The organism is Pseudomonas sp. BB438, assembly GCF_057180225.1.
This window is the reverse complement of record NZ_CM170001.1, coordinates 2,509,847-2,524,643: the sequence shown is the minus strand read 5'-3', so window position 1 is coordinate 2,524,643 and position 14,797 is coordinate 2,509,847. Positions and strand designations below refer to the sequence as shown.

At 66.1% G+C, this 14,797-nt stretch carries 11 protein-coding genes; 3 read left to right on the top strand and 8 right to left on the bottom strand.

The annotated features are described in order from the left end of the window. Positions 1-257 precede the first annotated feature (257 nt). Positions 258-1,064, bottom strand: a complete 807-nt coding sequence (locus AC1ZV1_RS11800) for an SDR family NAD(P)-dependent oxidoreductase (RefSeq protein WP_484296874.1) — start codon at positions 1,062-1,064, stop codon at positions 258-260. A 339-nt stretch (positions 1,065-1,403) separates the two neighbouring features. On the opposite strand from AC1ZV1_RS11800, the gene AC1ZV1_RS11795 reads away from it, so the two are divergent. After that, positions 1,404-1,541 (top strand): PSPA7_2676 family Cys-rich small protein, encoded by a 138-nt coding sequence (locus AC1ZV1_RS11795; protein ID WP_416746924.1) that lies wholly within the window; start codon positions 1,404-1,406, stop codon positions 1,539-1,541. 67 nt (positions 1,542-1,608) lie between these two features. On the opposite strand, the gene peaD is transcribed toward AC1ZV1_RS11795, so the two are convergent. The 5 genes from peaD to ccsA form a co-directional block, all read right to left on the bottom strand. After that, a complete protein-coding gene (peaD, locus tag AC1ZV1_RS11790) occupies positions 1,609-2,742 on the bottom strand; it encodes a quinohemoprotein amine dehydrogenase subunit beta (RefSeq protein ID WP_484296873.1) in 1,134 nt (377 codons plus the stop codon). A gap of 44 nt (positions 2,743-2,786) precedes the next feature. Beyond that, positions 2,787-3,110 (bottom strand): quinohemoprotein amine dehydrogenase subunit gamma, encoded by a 324-nt coding sequence (qhpC, locus tag AC1ZV1_RS11785; protein WP_015477047.1) that lies wholly within the window; start codon positions 3,108-3,110, stop codon positions 2,787-2,789. 1 nt (position 3,111) lies between these two features. Beyond that, on the bottom strand, positions 3,112-4,542 hold the full coding sequence (peaB, locus tag AC1ZV1_RS11780; protein WP_484296872.1) for a quinohemoprotein amine dehydrogenase maturation protein: 1,431 nt from the start codon (positions 4,540-4,542) through the stop codon (positions 3,112-3,114). Between the two features lie 76 nt (positions 4,543-4,618). After that, positions 4,619-6,190 (bottom strand): quinohemoprotein amine dehydrogenase subunit alpha, encoded by a 1,572-nt coding sequence (gene peaA, locus AC1ZV1_RS11775; RefSeq protein WP_484296871.1) that lies wholly within the window; start codon positions 6,188-6,190, stop codon positions 4,619-4,621. Between the two features lie 197 nt (positions 6,191-6,387). Next, positions 6,388-8,577, bottom strand: coding sequence for a cytochrome c biogenesis protein CcsA (gene ccsA / locus AC1ZV1_RS11770; protein ID WP_484296870.1), 2,190 nt, complete (start codon positions 8,575-8,577; stop codon positions 6,388-6,390). A 481-nt stretch (positions 8,578-9,058) separates the two neighbouring features. On the opposite strand from ccsA, the gene AC1ZV1_RS11765 reads away from it, so the two are divergent. Together AC1ZV1_RS11765 and AC1ZV1_RS11760 are read left to right on the top strand one after the other, a co-directional pair. Beyond that, positions 9,059-10,732 (top strand): MFS transporter, encoded by a 1,674-nt coding sequence (locus AC1ZV1_RS11765; RefSeq protein ID WP_484296869.1) that lies wholly within the window; start codon positions 9,059-9,061, stop codon positions 10,730-10,732. Between the two features lie 372 nt (positions 10,733-11,104). Beyond that, positions 11,105-12,598, top strand: coding sequence for an aldehyde dehydrogenase family protein (locus AC1ZV1_RS11760; protein WP_484296868.1), 1,494 nt, complete (start codon positions 11,105-11,107; stop codon positions 12,596-12,598). A gap of 278 nt (positions 12,599-12,876) precedes the next feature. Here the strand turns inward: AC1ZV1_RS11760 and AC1ZV1_RS11755 are convergent, their stop codons facing one another. Together AC1ZV1_RS11755 and AC1ZV1_RS11750 are read right to left on the bottom strand one after the other, a co-directional pair. After that, a complete protein-coding gene (locus tag AC1ZV1_RS11755) occupies positions 12,877-13,536 on the bottom strand; it encodes a glutathione S-transferase family protein (RefSeq protein WP_484296867.1) in 660 nt (219 codons plus the stop codon). Positions 13,537-13,601: 65 nt separating this feature from the next. After that, positions 13,602-14,771, bottom strand: a complete 1,170-nt coding sequence (locus tag AC1ZV1_RS11750) for an MFS transporter (RefSeq protein ID WP_484296866.1) — start codon at positions 14,769-14,771, stop codon at positions 13,602-13,604. Between the last annotated feature and the right edge of the window lie 26 nt (positions 14,772-14,797).

Here is a 14,797-nt window from a genome sequence, read left to right as displayed (position 1 = left end):
GCAATCTGCAGAAGCGGGCCATGCCGCGATCCGCCGGCAGGACCGGTGTCTTGCCCATTCGCGAAATCCGCCGGCATACCCCTGATGCTTCACGTGCCGTCGTGCCGAACTTCTCGAACAAGGCCCGCTCCTGCGCCCGACCACGACCCCGAAAGGTTGCTTACCGGCGTGCGCAGGGAGCCCTGCCACAAAAAAGCTGCACATAAAAAAGCCCCGGCACATGGCCGGGGCAAGCGTTTCGCCACTCAGTTACCCGGTTACCTCACCGCCACGCCATAACGCTGCGCCGGGGCGCTGCGCGACAGATTCGGCGCCATCTTCAGGCGCGCGGCAGTGAAGGCTTCAAACTCGCTCGCATCCGGCAGCGCCGGCAGGGTCACTACTTCACCCTGGGCCAGGCCGGCCAGCGCGGCATCGACCATGTGGTTCACGTCCATCAGCATTTCCGCTGGCAGCGCGGAAATGTCGGTGCCGGCACGATCCCAGATTTCGGTGCGGGTGGCGCCCGGCAGCACCGCCTGGATGCGCACGCCCAGCGGTGCGAGTTCCTGCTGCATGGACTGGGTCAGGTTGAGCACGAAGGCCTTGGTGGCGCTGTAGCTGCCATTGAACAGTTCCGGCGCGAGCGCAAGCACCGAAGCCACGTTGATGATGGTGCCGCGACCGCGTCCGGCGAAGGCCTTGGCGGCAGCGCCGGCCAGCCGCGCAGTGGCGGTGACGTTCAGCTCGATCATGCTTTCCAGCCGGTCCAGGTCGGTTTCCAGCAGGGTGCCGTTGATCGCCACGCCAGCGTTGTTGAGCAGCAGGCTGATGCCGGCGTCCTCGGCCAGGCGGGCCTCCACGCGGGCACGGTCTTCCCGACGGGTCAGGTCGGCCTTCAGCACATCCACCGAGACACCGTGCTCCTCGCCCAGTCGCGCGGCCAGGGCCTCCAGCCGCTGCAGGTCGCGGGCCACCAGCAGCAGGTCGTAGCCCTGCGCGGCCAAGCGTTGCGCGTAGGTGGCGCCGATGCCGGAAGAAGCGCCAGTGATCAGTGCGCGGCCCAGTTCGGATTTGGCATTCATGGTTCTTTCTCCAGTGGGGCGACTCGCCCGCATGCAAGGGATGTGAGGGCCCGCAGGCCGTCTGGAATGTCCGACCCGGTTTAAATTACGGCCGTCATCTGAATGCAGATATTATGCTCGTAATATTATCTGTCAAGGCCCCTATCGAGACGGAGACGAATGGTAATCGCAGCGGCGGCAGCCCGCACCGGACGAGCCGTGGAGGTCATTCGGCGGTTTAGATTGCCCATTCTAGAGCTCCCGCGGGAAGCTGCCGGGCGTCTCCGCACAAGAACAAACCGGGAGCCACCCCTGCACCTTTCTGCCTGTCTCAACACCGGCGTTGCCGGAGGAGGACACATGCGATTGCGCTGCTTTTTCCTGGGCTGTGTTTGGGATGAAGGGAATCTGACCGAGGTCGGCCACGTGCCGATGGTTTGCCAGCGTTGTACGCGCTGCGGTGCGCAGCGTTATCTGAGCCCCGAGCCAGAAGTCTGAAGTCGGCCCGAAAAGAAATGCCCGGAGCACGCAGGTGCTCCGGGCATCGGGTCTTGCTCGGTAACTATCAGTTGGCCACGAACGCCTGGCTGGTGGTGATCGCCATGTCGCCGCCGGGCAGCTTCAGATCGCCGATGCGCTCCAGGCTGTCGGCATCGAAGATCGCCACGTCGTTCAGGGTGCCGGTCAGGTACAGCTTGTTGCCGGCCTTATTGGTGGTCAGGCAGTAGTAGGAGTGGTCCAGGTTCGCCGCCTTGACCAGCTTCTGCTCCTTGATGTCGTACTTGGCCAGTCGGTTGAGCACGCCGTAGATGATGTTGCGATCCTTCGACGAGCGGATGCCGCTGAAGTACACCTCGGTGACCGGACCGAAGTCGACGGTCTCGGTCTTGCCGGTGGCCAGGTCAATGTTGAAGAAGCCGTAGAGGAAGTCGGCGGTGGCCGAGTCCTGCTTGGCGTCCTTGAACTTCGCCGTGGTGTAGAGCAGCGAGAAGTCGCGCGGGTAGGTCTGCTGGTTCCACACATAGAGCACATCTGGCGGCGCGTAGTTGGGGCGCTTCCAGTTGCGGCTGGGGATGGCCACGTCGAACTTGCCGGTGTTCACGTCCACCTTGTAGATATCCGGGCCCGCCACGTAGAGCGTGCCGTCATCACCGGTCTGCATGATGGTCAGCTGGCGCGGTGCCGGGAAGGTGCGCACCGGCTTGGCGTCCATGCCGTCAGCGACGGAGTAGATCTGCAGGCGCGGCTGCTGCACCTCGTAGTGCTCGGCAAGGATCAGCGTCGGGTTGGCGATGGCGTAGATCTCCTTGCCGTCATGGCTGACGGTCATGGAGAACATCGCCCGCGCGTTCTCGCCCGGCTTCTGCGCGATGGTGGCGTGGAACACCGGCTTGCAGTCATCGAGCTGGATGCCGTAGATGTCCGCGTAGTGGTTGCTGAGGATGTAAGCGACCTTGCGATCCGGCGACAGCTGGGTCATCCCCGGGCCATAGGCGCCAGGAATGGCGCAGGTCTTGAACAGCTTGTCGGTCTGCATGTCGATGACATGCAGGTTGTTCGGGTAGTTGGTGCTGATCAGGTATTCGTGACCACTTTCCAGCGCTTTGCCCGTGTCGGCGCCGGCATCGGCGGCGACAGCTTGCAGCGCGCAGGCCAGCGAGAGGCCGCCGAGCGCGGCGGCGAATGCTTTTCTGGACATGCAGGTTTTCCTCTTGTTCTTCTGTCCCATGTGTTTCAGGGCGATCATTTGTCGTCCGGGAATACGGTGCCGAGGTTGCGCCAGTTCTCGGCCGAGGCCTGCGCATCCTTGTTCCAGTCGGGGTAGGTGCTCATCATGTCCGGCACCTGGGCCGGCCACCAGCAGGGGTCGGAGCAGCCGTAGAGGTCCGCTTCCATCGGCTGGCAGAGCGATGACACGCCACCGAACACGTCGACTTCCCAGCCCGGGTCGGTGGTCGCCGCGCAGCCGGCCACGGAGTTCATCGCCACCACGTCCTCGATGCGATCCTCGGCGGCGGCCTGTTCGAGCTTCTGTGCTTTGGTGTTGATCGCTTTCAGATGTTTCATGTCAGTGCGCCTTCCGCGGAGTGATGTGGCGGTCGATGAAGCTGGGGTTGGCAGCCATGATCCGGCTGTAGACCTCGATGCCGAAGTCGACCCAGTCCCTCATCAGTTCGCAGTAGTGGTAGGTGGGGTGCGCCGGGTCGCCGTAGCGCGCGTAGCTCTCGTGGTAGCAGCCGCCGGAGCAGAGGTTGCGGATATGGCAACTGGCGCAGCCGGTGTCGGTGCGGTCCAGGCGCTGCGAGAGGAACTCGTTCAGCTCGGCCTGCTTCACCCCCTCATGCACGTTGCCGAAGGTCGGCAGCGAGGAGCCGGTGAAGCGGTGGCAAAGGTTCAGTTCGCCCTTGTGGTCCACCGCCAGCATCTTCAGGCCGGCACCGCACGGCAGGGCCTTCTTCTGCCCTTCGTGGATGTCGGTGATCAGCTGGTGCAGGTTGGAGAAGCCGATGTTGCGCCCTTCCAGCGCCTCGTCCAGGTAGCGACGGCCGAGGGCCTTCATGCCGGCGAAGACTGCCTTCAGCTCATCGGTGGTGAGGTTGTAGCTGCTGATATCGCCCGAGGTGACCGGCGCAAAACCGACTTCGGCAAAGCCCATCTCGTTGAACAGGTGGTTCCAGATGGTCTCGACGTCGGTGACGCCGGTGGTCAGGGTCACCCGCGCGCCGACCGGCCGCGCGGTGTAGCGCGACAGCAGCATGTCGGCCTTGCGCCGCACCACGTCATAGGTGCCCTGCCCGCCCACGGTGATGCGGTTGCGGTCATGCACCGTCTTCGGCCCGTCGATGCTGATGGACAGCCCGAAGCGATGGGCGTTGAGCCAGTCGACGATTTCCTCGGTGAGCAGCGTGGCATTGGTGGTCATGACGAAGTCCACCGTCTTGCCCAGCTCGCCGAAACGACGCTCGCAGTACGCGACCATGTGCTCGATCAGCGGGCGGTTGGACAGCGGTTCGCCACCGAAGAACACCACGGTGTAGCGCGGCTCGTCGGGGGATTCCTGGATCAGCATTTCCACCGAGGCCTCGGCGGTTTCCGCGCCCATCTTCTTGCCGGCGGAGGGCTTGTCCAGGTCTTCCTTGTAGCAATAGGTGCAACTGAGGTTGCAGCCGGTGTTGACGTTCAGCACCACGGTGTTGAGCGCGGTGCGGTCAACCTTCTTGATGCCGATTTCAGGCGTCAGCGGCGAGCCGTCGCTGACCAGCTCCAGCGCGATCAGCTCGCGCAGGGTCTCGTCGATATCCGCGGCGGCGAAGCGGCCACTCAGACGCTGGGTCAGCTCGTCCGGCGAGCAGGCCTGCCCGCGCAGCGCGTCGATGATCCCGCCGGTCAACGCGTCGCTGGCGAACAGCGAGGAGCTGGGGATGTGGAACAACAGGCGGTCGGCGTCGACCTGCACTTCATGCAGGTTGCGTTCGACCAGATTCAAGATGGCGCCCATGGCGACCTCCCGGAACTTGCTTGGTACGCCCGCCCGCAGGCGGGGCTCATGCGTTCAGTTCATCCGATCCCGAGGGTTATGGAATCGGCGGGTTGTTCCAACGCTGCACGGTGACGATCATGTGCCCTTCGCCCTTGTGCGACTGGCCGGCGTCGTCCACTGCGGCGATCACCTTCAGGTTGCCGGCGTTGTTGGTCATCATCTTGCGTTCCGGATTCGGACCGGCGTCGCCCGGGGTGAAGATGCCGGTGGCGGCATCCATCAGACCTGCGAACTTCACGTCCTGGTCCTCCTTGGCGCGGTCATCGAAGGGTTCCACCGACCACTGCGCCGGGAACACACCGATGCGGAACGGCTTGCCGTCGGCACCCTTGCCCCAGGCCTCGGCATCGAAACTGCCCTGGACCTTGGGCGTGGAGCCGCCATTGCCGCCGATGCGGGCGATGGAGAACGCCGGCACCACCTTCACATCGGCGATATTCTTGTACACGGCGAGGCTGCCGCCCTTGGCGGTGCCCACGGTGACGTCGCGTTCACCGGCCGCGGCCGCATCGCTGGCCTTGACCTTGACGGTCACGCGCTCGGGCGTCTCGGACACTACCGACACGACCTCCACGCCCTTGCCGAACGACGGCTTGCCCTTCAGGCCGGTGCCGACCACGCTGACTTCGGTCTCAGCACCCGCCTTGATGTACGCCGGTTGCACGCCCAGCACGTGACTGGTGCCCTCCTTCGCCGCGACGAAGTCCAGGCCGCGCTCATCATGGGCCTTGTCGAACATGCGGCCCTGCATCTGGCCGTTCAGGGCGGCGAACACCTGACGCATGGTCACGTCACCGACAGTGACCGCGCCACGCCATTCGTAGCCGTTGTACAGCACCGCACTGCCCGCGCCGCTGAACGGCGAGCCGTCGGCGTACTGGCCCTTCACGCTGACCTTGAAGGCATCGTCGCCATCCTGGGTCACTTTCATGCTGCCAGCCAGGTCGCCCTTGCCCGGCATGTGCCCGGCGAAGCTCCAGTCACCGGCCAGCGATTCGGCCTTGGGTCGGTTCTTCTGCCAGTCGGACCAGGCCTTGCTGTCCAGCGGGAAGCGTTTGGCGAGCTCGGGGACCATCTCTTTCTTCGCCAGGTCGAACCAGTCGCGGTCGCGGGCCAGGGCCTGGTATTCCAGCGACGGCCAGCGGCCGAGGTGGAAGTTCACCAGCTTCTCCCATTCCGCCGCCGGGCGGCGCTGCAGAGCAATGCGCGCGGCCGAGTGGCAACGGGCACACATCTGCTCGAAGTGGGTATCGAAGTCCTCGACGGTGTTCAGCCGGCGCTCCAGCGCGTAGCGCACGCCGTCGGTCTCGCTGGGCGCCAGGCCCTGCTTGTCGGCGAGGAACTTGACCACCGAGCGACGCTCCTCGTCGGTGATCTTCAGGCCGTACATCACCTGCATGCGGGCAATGCTCATCAGCCAGCCTTCGGGGGTCTTGCGCTGGTGGCTGATGCGGCTGAGGGAATTGTTGCCTTCGGGCGTGTGGCACGCCTGGCACTTGGCGTTGATGATCGCCTGGCCTTCGGGTGCGGCCTGGGCCGTCTGGTGCAGCGCAAGGGCCAGTGCGGCCAGGGTTCCGGCACCCAGATAGTGCCGAAGTCGTGTCATCTTCAAGGTCAGGCCTCCTCGGTATTCTTGTTGGTTATTGGCGCCCACCGATGGGCTAAGAGCGAACTCTTCGAAGCGGTTTTGCAGGTTGTGTGCCACTACTTCGCAAACCGCGCCGAATCAGGCTTTCGGCGGTATTTGCAGGCACGCCCGGCAGACAGCACCGGAAATGCGACGTCACATTTCGCGATTGCTGTCTAACTCTGAGACAGGGCCTGTGAGACACCCTCCGAAGCAGTATGGTCGCGCTTGCGCAAAGCGCCGCCCGCCGGGAGCAGCAAGGCGCCGAACAGCATGGTCAGCAGGCCGATCCAGACCAGCGAGAGAAACGGGAAGCGGCGCACCACCACCACGCTCTCGATGTCATCGCCGGGCTGCTTGAGCAGGCGAGCGGAAGCCGGCACCCAGATCTGCAGGTCGCCGCTCCAGCCACGGACGATGAACGGGTGCAGCACGTAGCCACGATCGGAGGCGAAGCGTGCGTAGTGGTAATCGAGGATCTCGCAGAGCTGCCGCACCGGCCCCTGGTAAGCCGGCGGATTGCCCCGGCTGTCCTGGAACAGTGCGTGACCAGCCAGCGTCCGGTCGCCGTCGCGCAACTCGACCTTGGCTACTGCGTGGTAGCCGGAGAAGTCCGGCCGGCTGGCATCCGGTGAGACCCGCATCTGCATGCCGCCGATCACCGCGTGCCACTGCTCGAAGGAAGTGCCCGGCGGAATGCTGATCTGCTGGTAGCTGTTCAGCGCCGTGGCGGCCAGCCCGCCCACCAGGGCGATCACCGCGCCGCCGTGGACCAGTGCCAGCCCGCCGCAGTAGCGCAGGTTGCCCACACGCCGGCTGCGCCAGAGGCTCTGCGTGCCCCACAGCAGGCAGCTGGCCATCAGGAAGACGCCGCCCAGCAGCGCCGCGTCCAGCCACGGAAGCACCCGCACGATATTCTGCGAGAGCATGCCGTCGCCGCTATAGCTGTCGTTCAGCCAGCCACCGCGCCAGCCGGTCCAGAGCATCGCGGCGGCCATCAGGACGGTCGCCAGCAACGCCAGCCGCGGTCTCCCGCAGCGACGCAGGAAGCTGTAGCCGCCCATCAGGCCGAGCGCCGCCAGCAGCGGCACCACCCCGTGCGCCAGGCTGTAACCGTTGACGTCCCACTGGTCGAAGGCGCGGCGCAGGCTGTCCATCTCGGCGGTGGTCGCCCAGGCGGTCAGCGTCTCGAAGAAGGGTTTCAGCTCGCTCGGACGCTCCATCCCCAGCCATTCATAGAGATGCGCCTGGAGCAGCGCGCCGAGAGCCAGCAGCCCGGTACCGGCGAACAGGTAGATGGCCAGGTCGAGCGTCCAGTCTGAGGCCCCGCGCCGCCCTGCCCGTCTGCGCGCGCGCCAGCCCGCCAGCAGATGGAACGCCGCGAGCGCCAGCAGGATCGCCGCCAGAGCCAGGTGGCTGAGCCAGGACGTGGTGCCGATGTAGCGGTGCGAGCTGGCCAGCACCGTGCTGCGAGTCACCGCCATCGCAGCGCAGGCCATGGCGGCTGCCAGCAGGCTGAGCACCGGCAACAGCCGTGCGTAGGCACCGTCCGCGCGCCAGCGGCGAGCGCCATGGAGCACCGCGCCAAGCAGCGCCCAGATGATGAAGGCCGAGGTCTGCACCGGGTCCCAGTGCCAGAGCTGGCCGTAGGTGAAATCTTCCATGGCCCAGGCCATGCCGACGCCGATGCCGGCGCTGAGGATCAGCCAGGCACGGCGGCTGTAGCGCGGCATCACCCAGGCATAGGCGTGACCGCCCCGCCCCAGCGCGTCGAGCGCAGCGCCCGCTGGCGCCAGCACCCAGGCGTAGGCACAGAGAATCAACGGCGCATGCAGCGACATCCAGAAGGTCTGCAGGTGGGCGTTCATGCCCTGGCTCGGTTGCGCGGCCAGCCAGCCCGCCGGCGTCGCGCTGAAGGGCCCGAGCCAGGCGGCAGTGGCGACGTACCAGGCAGCGATCAGCGCCATGCCGCGCCCTGCCCATCCCGGCAGTGTGGCGCTGTTCAGGGCGATCGCCATGCAGAAGGTCGAGAGCAGCAGCACCGTACCCTCGTCACCGCCCCAGAGGTTGGAGAACTTCAGATAGGCCGGCAGCGCCGCGCTGCTGTAGAGCCAGGCATAGCGCAGCTGGAAGTGGTCGGCCACCAGGTGCAGCGCCAGTGCCAGGCAGGCCCCGCACAGCGCGCCAGCGACCGCCGGCCAGGCCCACCTGCGCCATTCCATGCGGATGGCGCCGGCAGCGATCATCACCACCAGCCCCCAGAGCAGCGCGTTGCCCACCCCGGGCAGCCACCACAACAGCAGACAGGTGAATACGGTGGCAAACAGCCCTGCCATCCACGGCGGGGACAGATGAATCCTCTTCAAGCCAGGCCTCCTTGTGCAGCACCGACACGGCGCCGAAGCGAAACCCCGAGCTCTTCAGGTTCCGTGCCAGCGGGAAAACCCTTTGCGAAACAGCGGGCTGCGCCCCTCCAGAGCCTGCGCGCACGTGGCAGATCGCGACAGCTGTAGCAGTCTGAGACAGCTCCCGCCGTTATAGACGATGGTCTAATTGCACGCCTTCCCGAGAAGGAAGTGGCCGCGACCGAGGCGCCAGCCAGACGCCTTGCTCTCTCCGGCTTGTCCAGAACAGGTATCAATCCGCGCCAGCCGGGGCTTTGCCAGGGTTCGCGAGTGGCCAGACGCGTGAGAACGATTATGCTTTCAGATGACCCTGCGGCCAGCCGCAGGGCCGCCTGACTTCACGCATCGCGCAATCCGTACGACCTGACATCAGCCCTGGGCTCGAGTGCGGTAACGGTATTGAGGGACTCCGGCCCAAAACAACAACAAGACGGAGACGAACATGGCGCAGACATACAGCCCGGCCGCGGGCAACGCTCCTCACAGCGGGATCACCAAGGAGGAGCGCAAGGTCATCTTTGCCTCCTCCCTGGGCACGGTGTTCGAGTGGTACGACTTCTACCTCTACGGCTCCCTGGCAGCGATCATCGCCAAGCACTTCTTCGCCGGGGTCAATGAAACCACCGCCTTCATCTTCGCCCTGCTGGCCTTCGCCGCCGGTTTCGCGGTACGGCCCTTCGGCGCCATCGTATTCGGCCGCCTGGGCGACATGATCGGGCGCAAGCACACCTTCCTCATCACCATCATCATCATGGGCGTGTCCACCGCCGTAGTCGGCCTGCTGCCGGCGTACGCGACCATCGGCGTGGCCGCGCCAATCATCCTGATCACCCTGCGGCTGCTGCAGGGCCTGGCGCTGGGCGGCGAATACGGCGGCGCGGCGACCTACGTCGCGGAGCACGCGCCCAAGGGCAAGCGCGGCTTCTTCACCTCGTGGATCCAGACCACCGCGACACTGGGCCTGTTCCTCTCGCTGCTGGTGATCATGGCCTGCCGCACCGTGCTCGGCACCGAGGCGTTCGAGGCCTGGGGCTGGCGGATTCCCTTCCTGCTGTCGATCCTGCTGCTGATCGTCTCGGTGTACATCCGCCTGCAGCTATCCGAGTCGCCGGTGTTCCTGAAGATGAAGGAGGAAGGCAAGGCGTCCAAGGCGCCGCTGACCGAATCCTTCGGCCGCTGGGAAAACCTCAAGGTGGTGATCATGTCGCTGCTCGGCGGCACCGCAGGGCAAGCCGTGGTCTGGTACACCGGGCAGTTCTACGCGCTGTTCTTCCTGCTGCAGACGCTGAAGATCGACGCACAGACCGCCAACCTGCTGATCGCCGGTTCCTTGCTGCTGGGCACACCGTTCTTCGTGTTCTTCGGCAGCCTGTCCGACCGCATCGGCCGCAAGAAGATCATCATGGCCGGCTGCATCCTCGCCGCGCTGACCTACTTCCCGATCTTCCACGGCCTGACCCAGTTCGGTAACCCGGACGTGTTCGCCGCCCAGGCGAAGAACCCGGTCACAGTGGTCGCCGACCCGAATGCCTGCTCCTTCCAGTTCGATCCGGTGGGCAAGGCGAAATTCGTCAGTTCCTGCGACATGGCCAAGAGCCTGCTGGCCAAGCGCGCCATCCCCTACGAGAACCTCAAGGCCGAGACTGGCGCGCTGGCCCAGGTGCATATCGGTGACAAGGTCATCGCCAGCTTCGAAGGGGCCGGCATGCCGGCGGCGGAGTTCAAGGTGCAGTCCGAGGTCTTCACCGCGCAGCTCGCCGCCTCGCTCAAGGAAGCCGGCTACCCCGAGAAGGCCGACCCGGCGAAGATCAACCACCTGATGATGCTGGTGCTGCTGACCGTGCTGGTGATCTACGTGACCATGGTCTACGGGCCAATTGCCGCGTGGCTGGTGGAGCTGTTCCCGACGCGCATCCGCTACACCTCCATGTCGCTGCCCTACCACATCGGCAACGGCTGGTTCGGCGGCTTCCTGCCCACCGTCGCCTTCGCCATGGTCGCCGCCACGGGGGACATCTACTACGGCCTCTGGTACCCCATCGTCATTGCGGTGATGACGGCGGTGCTGGGCATCCTGTTCCTGCCGGAGACCAAGGATCGGGATATCACCCACTGAGGTGTCGTGCCAAGCCGGAGAGCCCCTCTCCCCAGCCCTCTCCCTGAAGGGAGAGGGGGTTTCCGTGCGATGCACACCGCCGATGTTTGCCTGCACCTGAATTGCCGGCTGAAAGTGAATTACCAGTCCATGCCGAACGGTTCCCTCTCCCTTCAGGGAGAGGGAACGCCCAGCTCCGAGATCCCCTTCCGCTAACAGACCAAAACGTCTCAGCCGCTGTCGCAATGTGCGACAGCGGCTTCTCTTCTGCGTCGCTCATCAACCTGTTAAATCGTTATATTTCAATAAGTTAAAAATACACACCACCCTTGGCACAGCCGTTGCGATGCTCCGCCTCAACGTTCCTGGAACAGACAACAAGAGGCCACCGCAATGCTCGCTTCCCTGCCCATCACGCCCGAATCCCGCGCCTTCCTGCAGCGCGCCCCGAAGATGCTGATCGGCGCCGACTGGACCTCCGCCAGCGACGGCGCCCTGATGGACCTGCGCAACCCGGCCACCGGCGAAGTGCTCTGCCAGGTACCGGCCGGCACCGCCGCCGATGTCGACCGCGCCGTGCGCGCCGCGCGCCAGGCCTTCGATGACTCGGCCTGGAGCCGCACCCGCCCGCGCGAACGGCAGAACCTGCTGTGGAAGCTCGCCGACCTCATGGAGCGCGACGCCGACCTGCTGGCCGAACTCGAATGCCTGAACAACGGCAAGAGCGCCGCCGTCGCCCGCGTGATGGACGTGCAACTGGCCATCGACTTCCTGCGCTACATGGCCGGCTACGCCACCAAGATCGAAGGCACCACGGTCGACGTGTCCATGCCGCTGATGCCCGACGGTGAATTCCACGGCTACATCCGCCGCGAAGCCGTCGGCGTGGTCGGCGCCATCGTCGCCTGGAACTTCCCCCTCCTGCTCGCCTGCTGGAAGCTCGGCCCGGCGCTGGCCACCGGCTGCAGCGTGGTCCTCAAGCCTGCCGACGAAACCCCGCTGTCCGCCCTGAAGCTGGCCGAGCTTGTTCTGGAAGCCGGTTACCCGGCGGGCGTGTTCAACGTCGTCACCGGCACCGGCATCACCGCAGGCGCTGCCCTCTCCCACCACCCGCTGGTGGACAAGCTGACCTTCACCGGCTCGACCCCGGTGGGCAAGGAAATCGGCAAGGCGGCCATGGACAACATGACCCGCGTGACCCTGGAGCTGGGCGGCAAGTCGCCGACCATCGTCATGGCCGACGCCGACCTCGCCACCGCCGCCGCAGGCGCTGCCCAGGCCATCTTCTTCAACCAGGGCCAGGTCTGCTGCGCCGGCTCGCGCCTGTACGTGCAGCGCAAGCACTTCGACAACGTGATCGCCGACATCGCCGGCATCGCCAACGGCATGAAGCTGGGCAACGGCCTGGACCCGAGCATCGACATGGGCCCGCTGATCTCGGCCAAGCAACAGAAGCGCGTGTTCGACTACATCGAACTGGGCCGCGACAAGGGCGCCACCATCGCCTGCGGCGGCGAGCAGTTCGGCCCCGGCTACTTCGTCAAGCCCACGGTGATCGTCGACGTCGACCAGAAGAACCCGCTGGTGCAGGAAGAAATCTTCGGCCCGGTGCTGGTCGCCATGCCCTTCGACGACATCGAGGACGCCCTGCGCCTGGCCAACGACAGCCCCTACGGCCTGGGTGCGAGCATCTGGTCCAACGACCTGGCGGCGGTGCACCGCATGGTACCGCGCATCAAGTCGGGCTCGGTGTGGGTCAACTGCCACAGCGCGCTGGACCCGGCACTGCCCTTCGGCGGCTTCAAGATGTCGGGCGTCGGCCGCGAGATGGGCGCCGCCGCCATCGAGCACTACACCGAGCTGAAATCGGTGCTGATCCGCCTGTAAACGATTTGGCAGCAGCGCTCCTGCGTGATTGGAAATACCGCAGCTGACCTGATGGAGCGGGCCGGTACCGAGCCAACGTGCCTACCTCGCCCGTGCAGTCCCCCTGCGCGGGTCTTGCATCCCCCGGTCGCGGCAGCGCACGGGGGATTTTTTTGCGTGTTGCCCCAGCTCACAGCAGCCGAACCCATGCCCACTGTGGGAGCGAGCTTGCTCGCGAGCCGCATGGCAGGATGGTCGCGAGCAAGCTCGCTCCTACAAAAACCGACGCGCTGGAGCGCTCAGTCCCGATCCGGCGCTCCCAGCGGGAACAGCGGCCGGTGCGGCCGCGCCTCCTCCACGGCGCGAGCGAAGGATGGGCGCGCCAGCAGGCGGGAGCGGTACGCACGCAGGGTCGGGTACTGGTCGCCGATGGGATGGGTCCAGTCGGCGTAGAACAGGGAGGGAGCGGCGGCGCAGTCGGCAAGGCTGAAGCTATCCCCCGCCGCCCAGGTGCGCCCGGCCAGTTCTTCCTCCAGCCAGGCATAGGCCAGTTCGAGCTTGCTCACCGCGTGGGCCAGGCCTTCCGCGCGCTTGGTCGCTTCGCCGCTCATGGCGCCGAGAACGGCATGCTGCACCGGGGTCATCACGTGCCAGTCGAAGAAGCGGTCGAGGAAGCGCACGTCCAGTGCCTTGAGCGGGTCGTCCGGCAGCAGGCGCACCGGGCCGGGATGCTTCAGGTGCAGGTACTCGATGACGATGCTGGTCTCGGCGACGCTGTGCTCGCCGTCCAGCAGCACCGGGAATTTCGCCAGCGGCCACAGCCGCAGCCAGTGCGCGCCATTCTCCGGCTCATCCGGGCCGAGGCCGCGGAACTCGAAGGGCGTGGCGTTCTCGTAGAGGGCGATCAGCACCTTCTGCGTGTAGGAGGAAAACGGATGGCCGAACAGGATGAGGGACATGGCGGGATCACCTGAGGCAGACGAAAGTACTCAGCCTAGACCCGAATGAGCCCGCCATGGATGTCTCAGCAGGCCTGCGCCTGACCTGCCGTCGGGCGCGGCGGTGCAAAACGGCTGGCGAGCACGAGCATCACCAGGCACACCAGCGCCATGCCGATCCAGGCCGGTGCCAGGCTGGCCATGGATTGCCGCGCAAACCCTGCCAGCAGCGGGAACAGCGCCGCGATCAGGTACCCCACGCCCTGTACGAAGCCCACCAGCGCGCCAGCCTCAGCGGGGCTGCGGGCGCGGTCCATGGCGACGATCAGCGACAGCGGGAACAGTGCGCCGATGCCCAGGCCGAGCCCGACCATCGCTACCAGCGCCCATTGCTGCGGCCACATCACCAGCACGACCAGGCCACCCAGCAGCAGGACAATAGCCAGGATGAGCGCCGGCCGACGATCCGGCAGGCGGTCGATGAAGGCTGACACCAGCAGGCCGGCAATCACCTCGGTCAGGGTCAGGCCACCGAGCAGCGCACCGGCCTGGGCGGGCGTCCAACCGAGCGCCGTGTAGTAGGGCGGCAGCCAGGCGAGCACCAGCACGTAGGCGCCGGTGCCCAGCCCGAAGAACAGCGCCAGCCACGCCGCGCGCCGGGCGATGCCGGAAAAGGCCGGAGCTGCCGAACTGACCGGCGCCTCACCCTGCGCCGCCCGGTTCCACACCGGTAGCGCCAGCATGGCCGGCAGCGCCCAGAACGCCAGCGCCGGCAGTTCGCCCCAGGCGTTCGCCAGCCAGGGTGAAGCGACGCTGGCCAGCACCGCGCCGCCCATGATCGCGGTGGAATAGGCGCCCATCGCCCCACCCACACGAACGCCGAAGCGCTGGCGGATGAACACTGGCAACAACGCCTGGCACGCAGCGATTCCCAGGCCAGCGAGGACCGCACCGCCGAGCAGCCCGACCTGCCCGGGCAGCAGGCGCAGCACGCAGGCGAACGCGATCAGCAACAGGCCGAACGCCACGCCGCGGCGGACGCCGAGGTGGCGCAGCAACTGCGCCGCGCCCAGTGCCCCCAGGCCCATCAGCAGCACCGGCAAGCTGGTGAGCAGGCTGGCCAGGCTGTCGGAGAGGTGAGCAGAAGCCTGCAGCGCGTCCAGCAGTGGCCCGATGGAGGCCAGCGCCGGGCGCAGGTTCAGACCGGCCAGCACGACGGCGAGCAGGCAGGCGGCAAGGGAAACGGTTCGAGACATGGCAAACATCCTTCCAGTGGGGCACC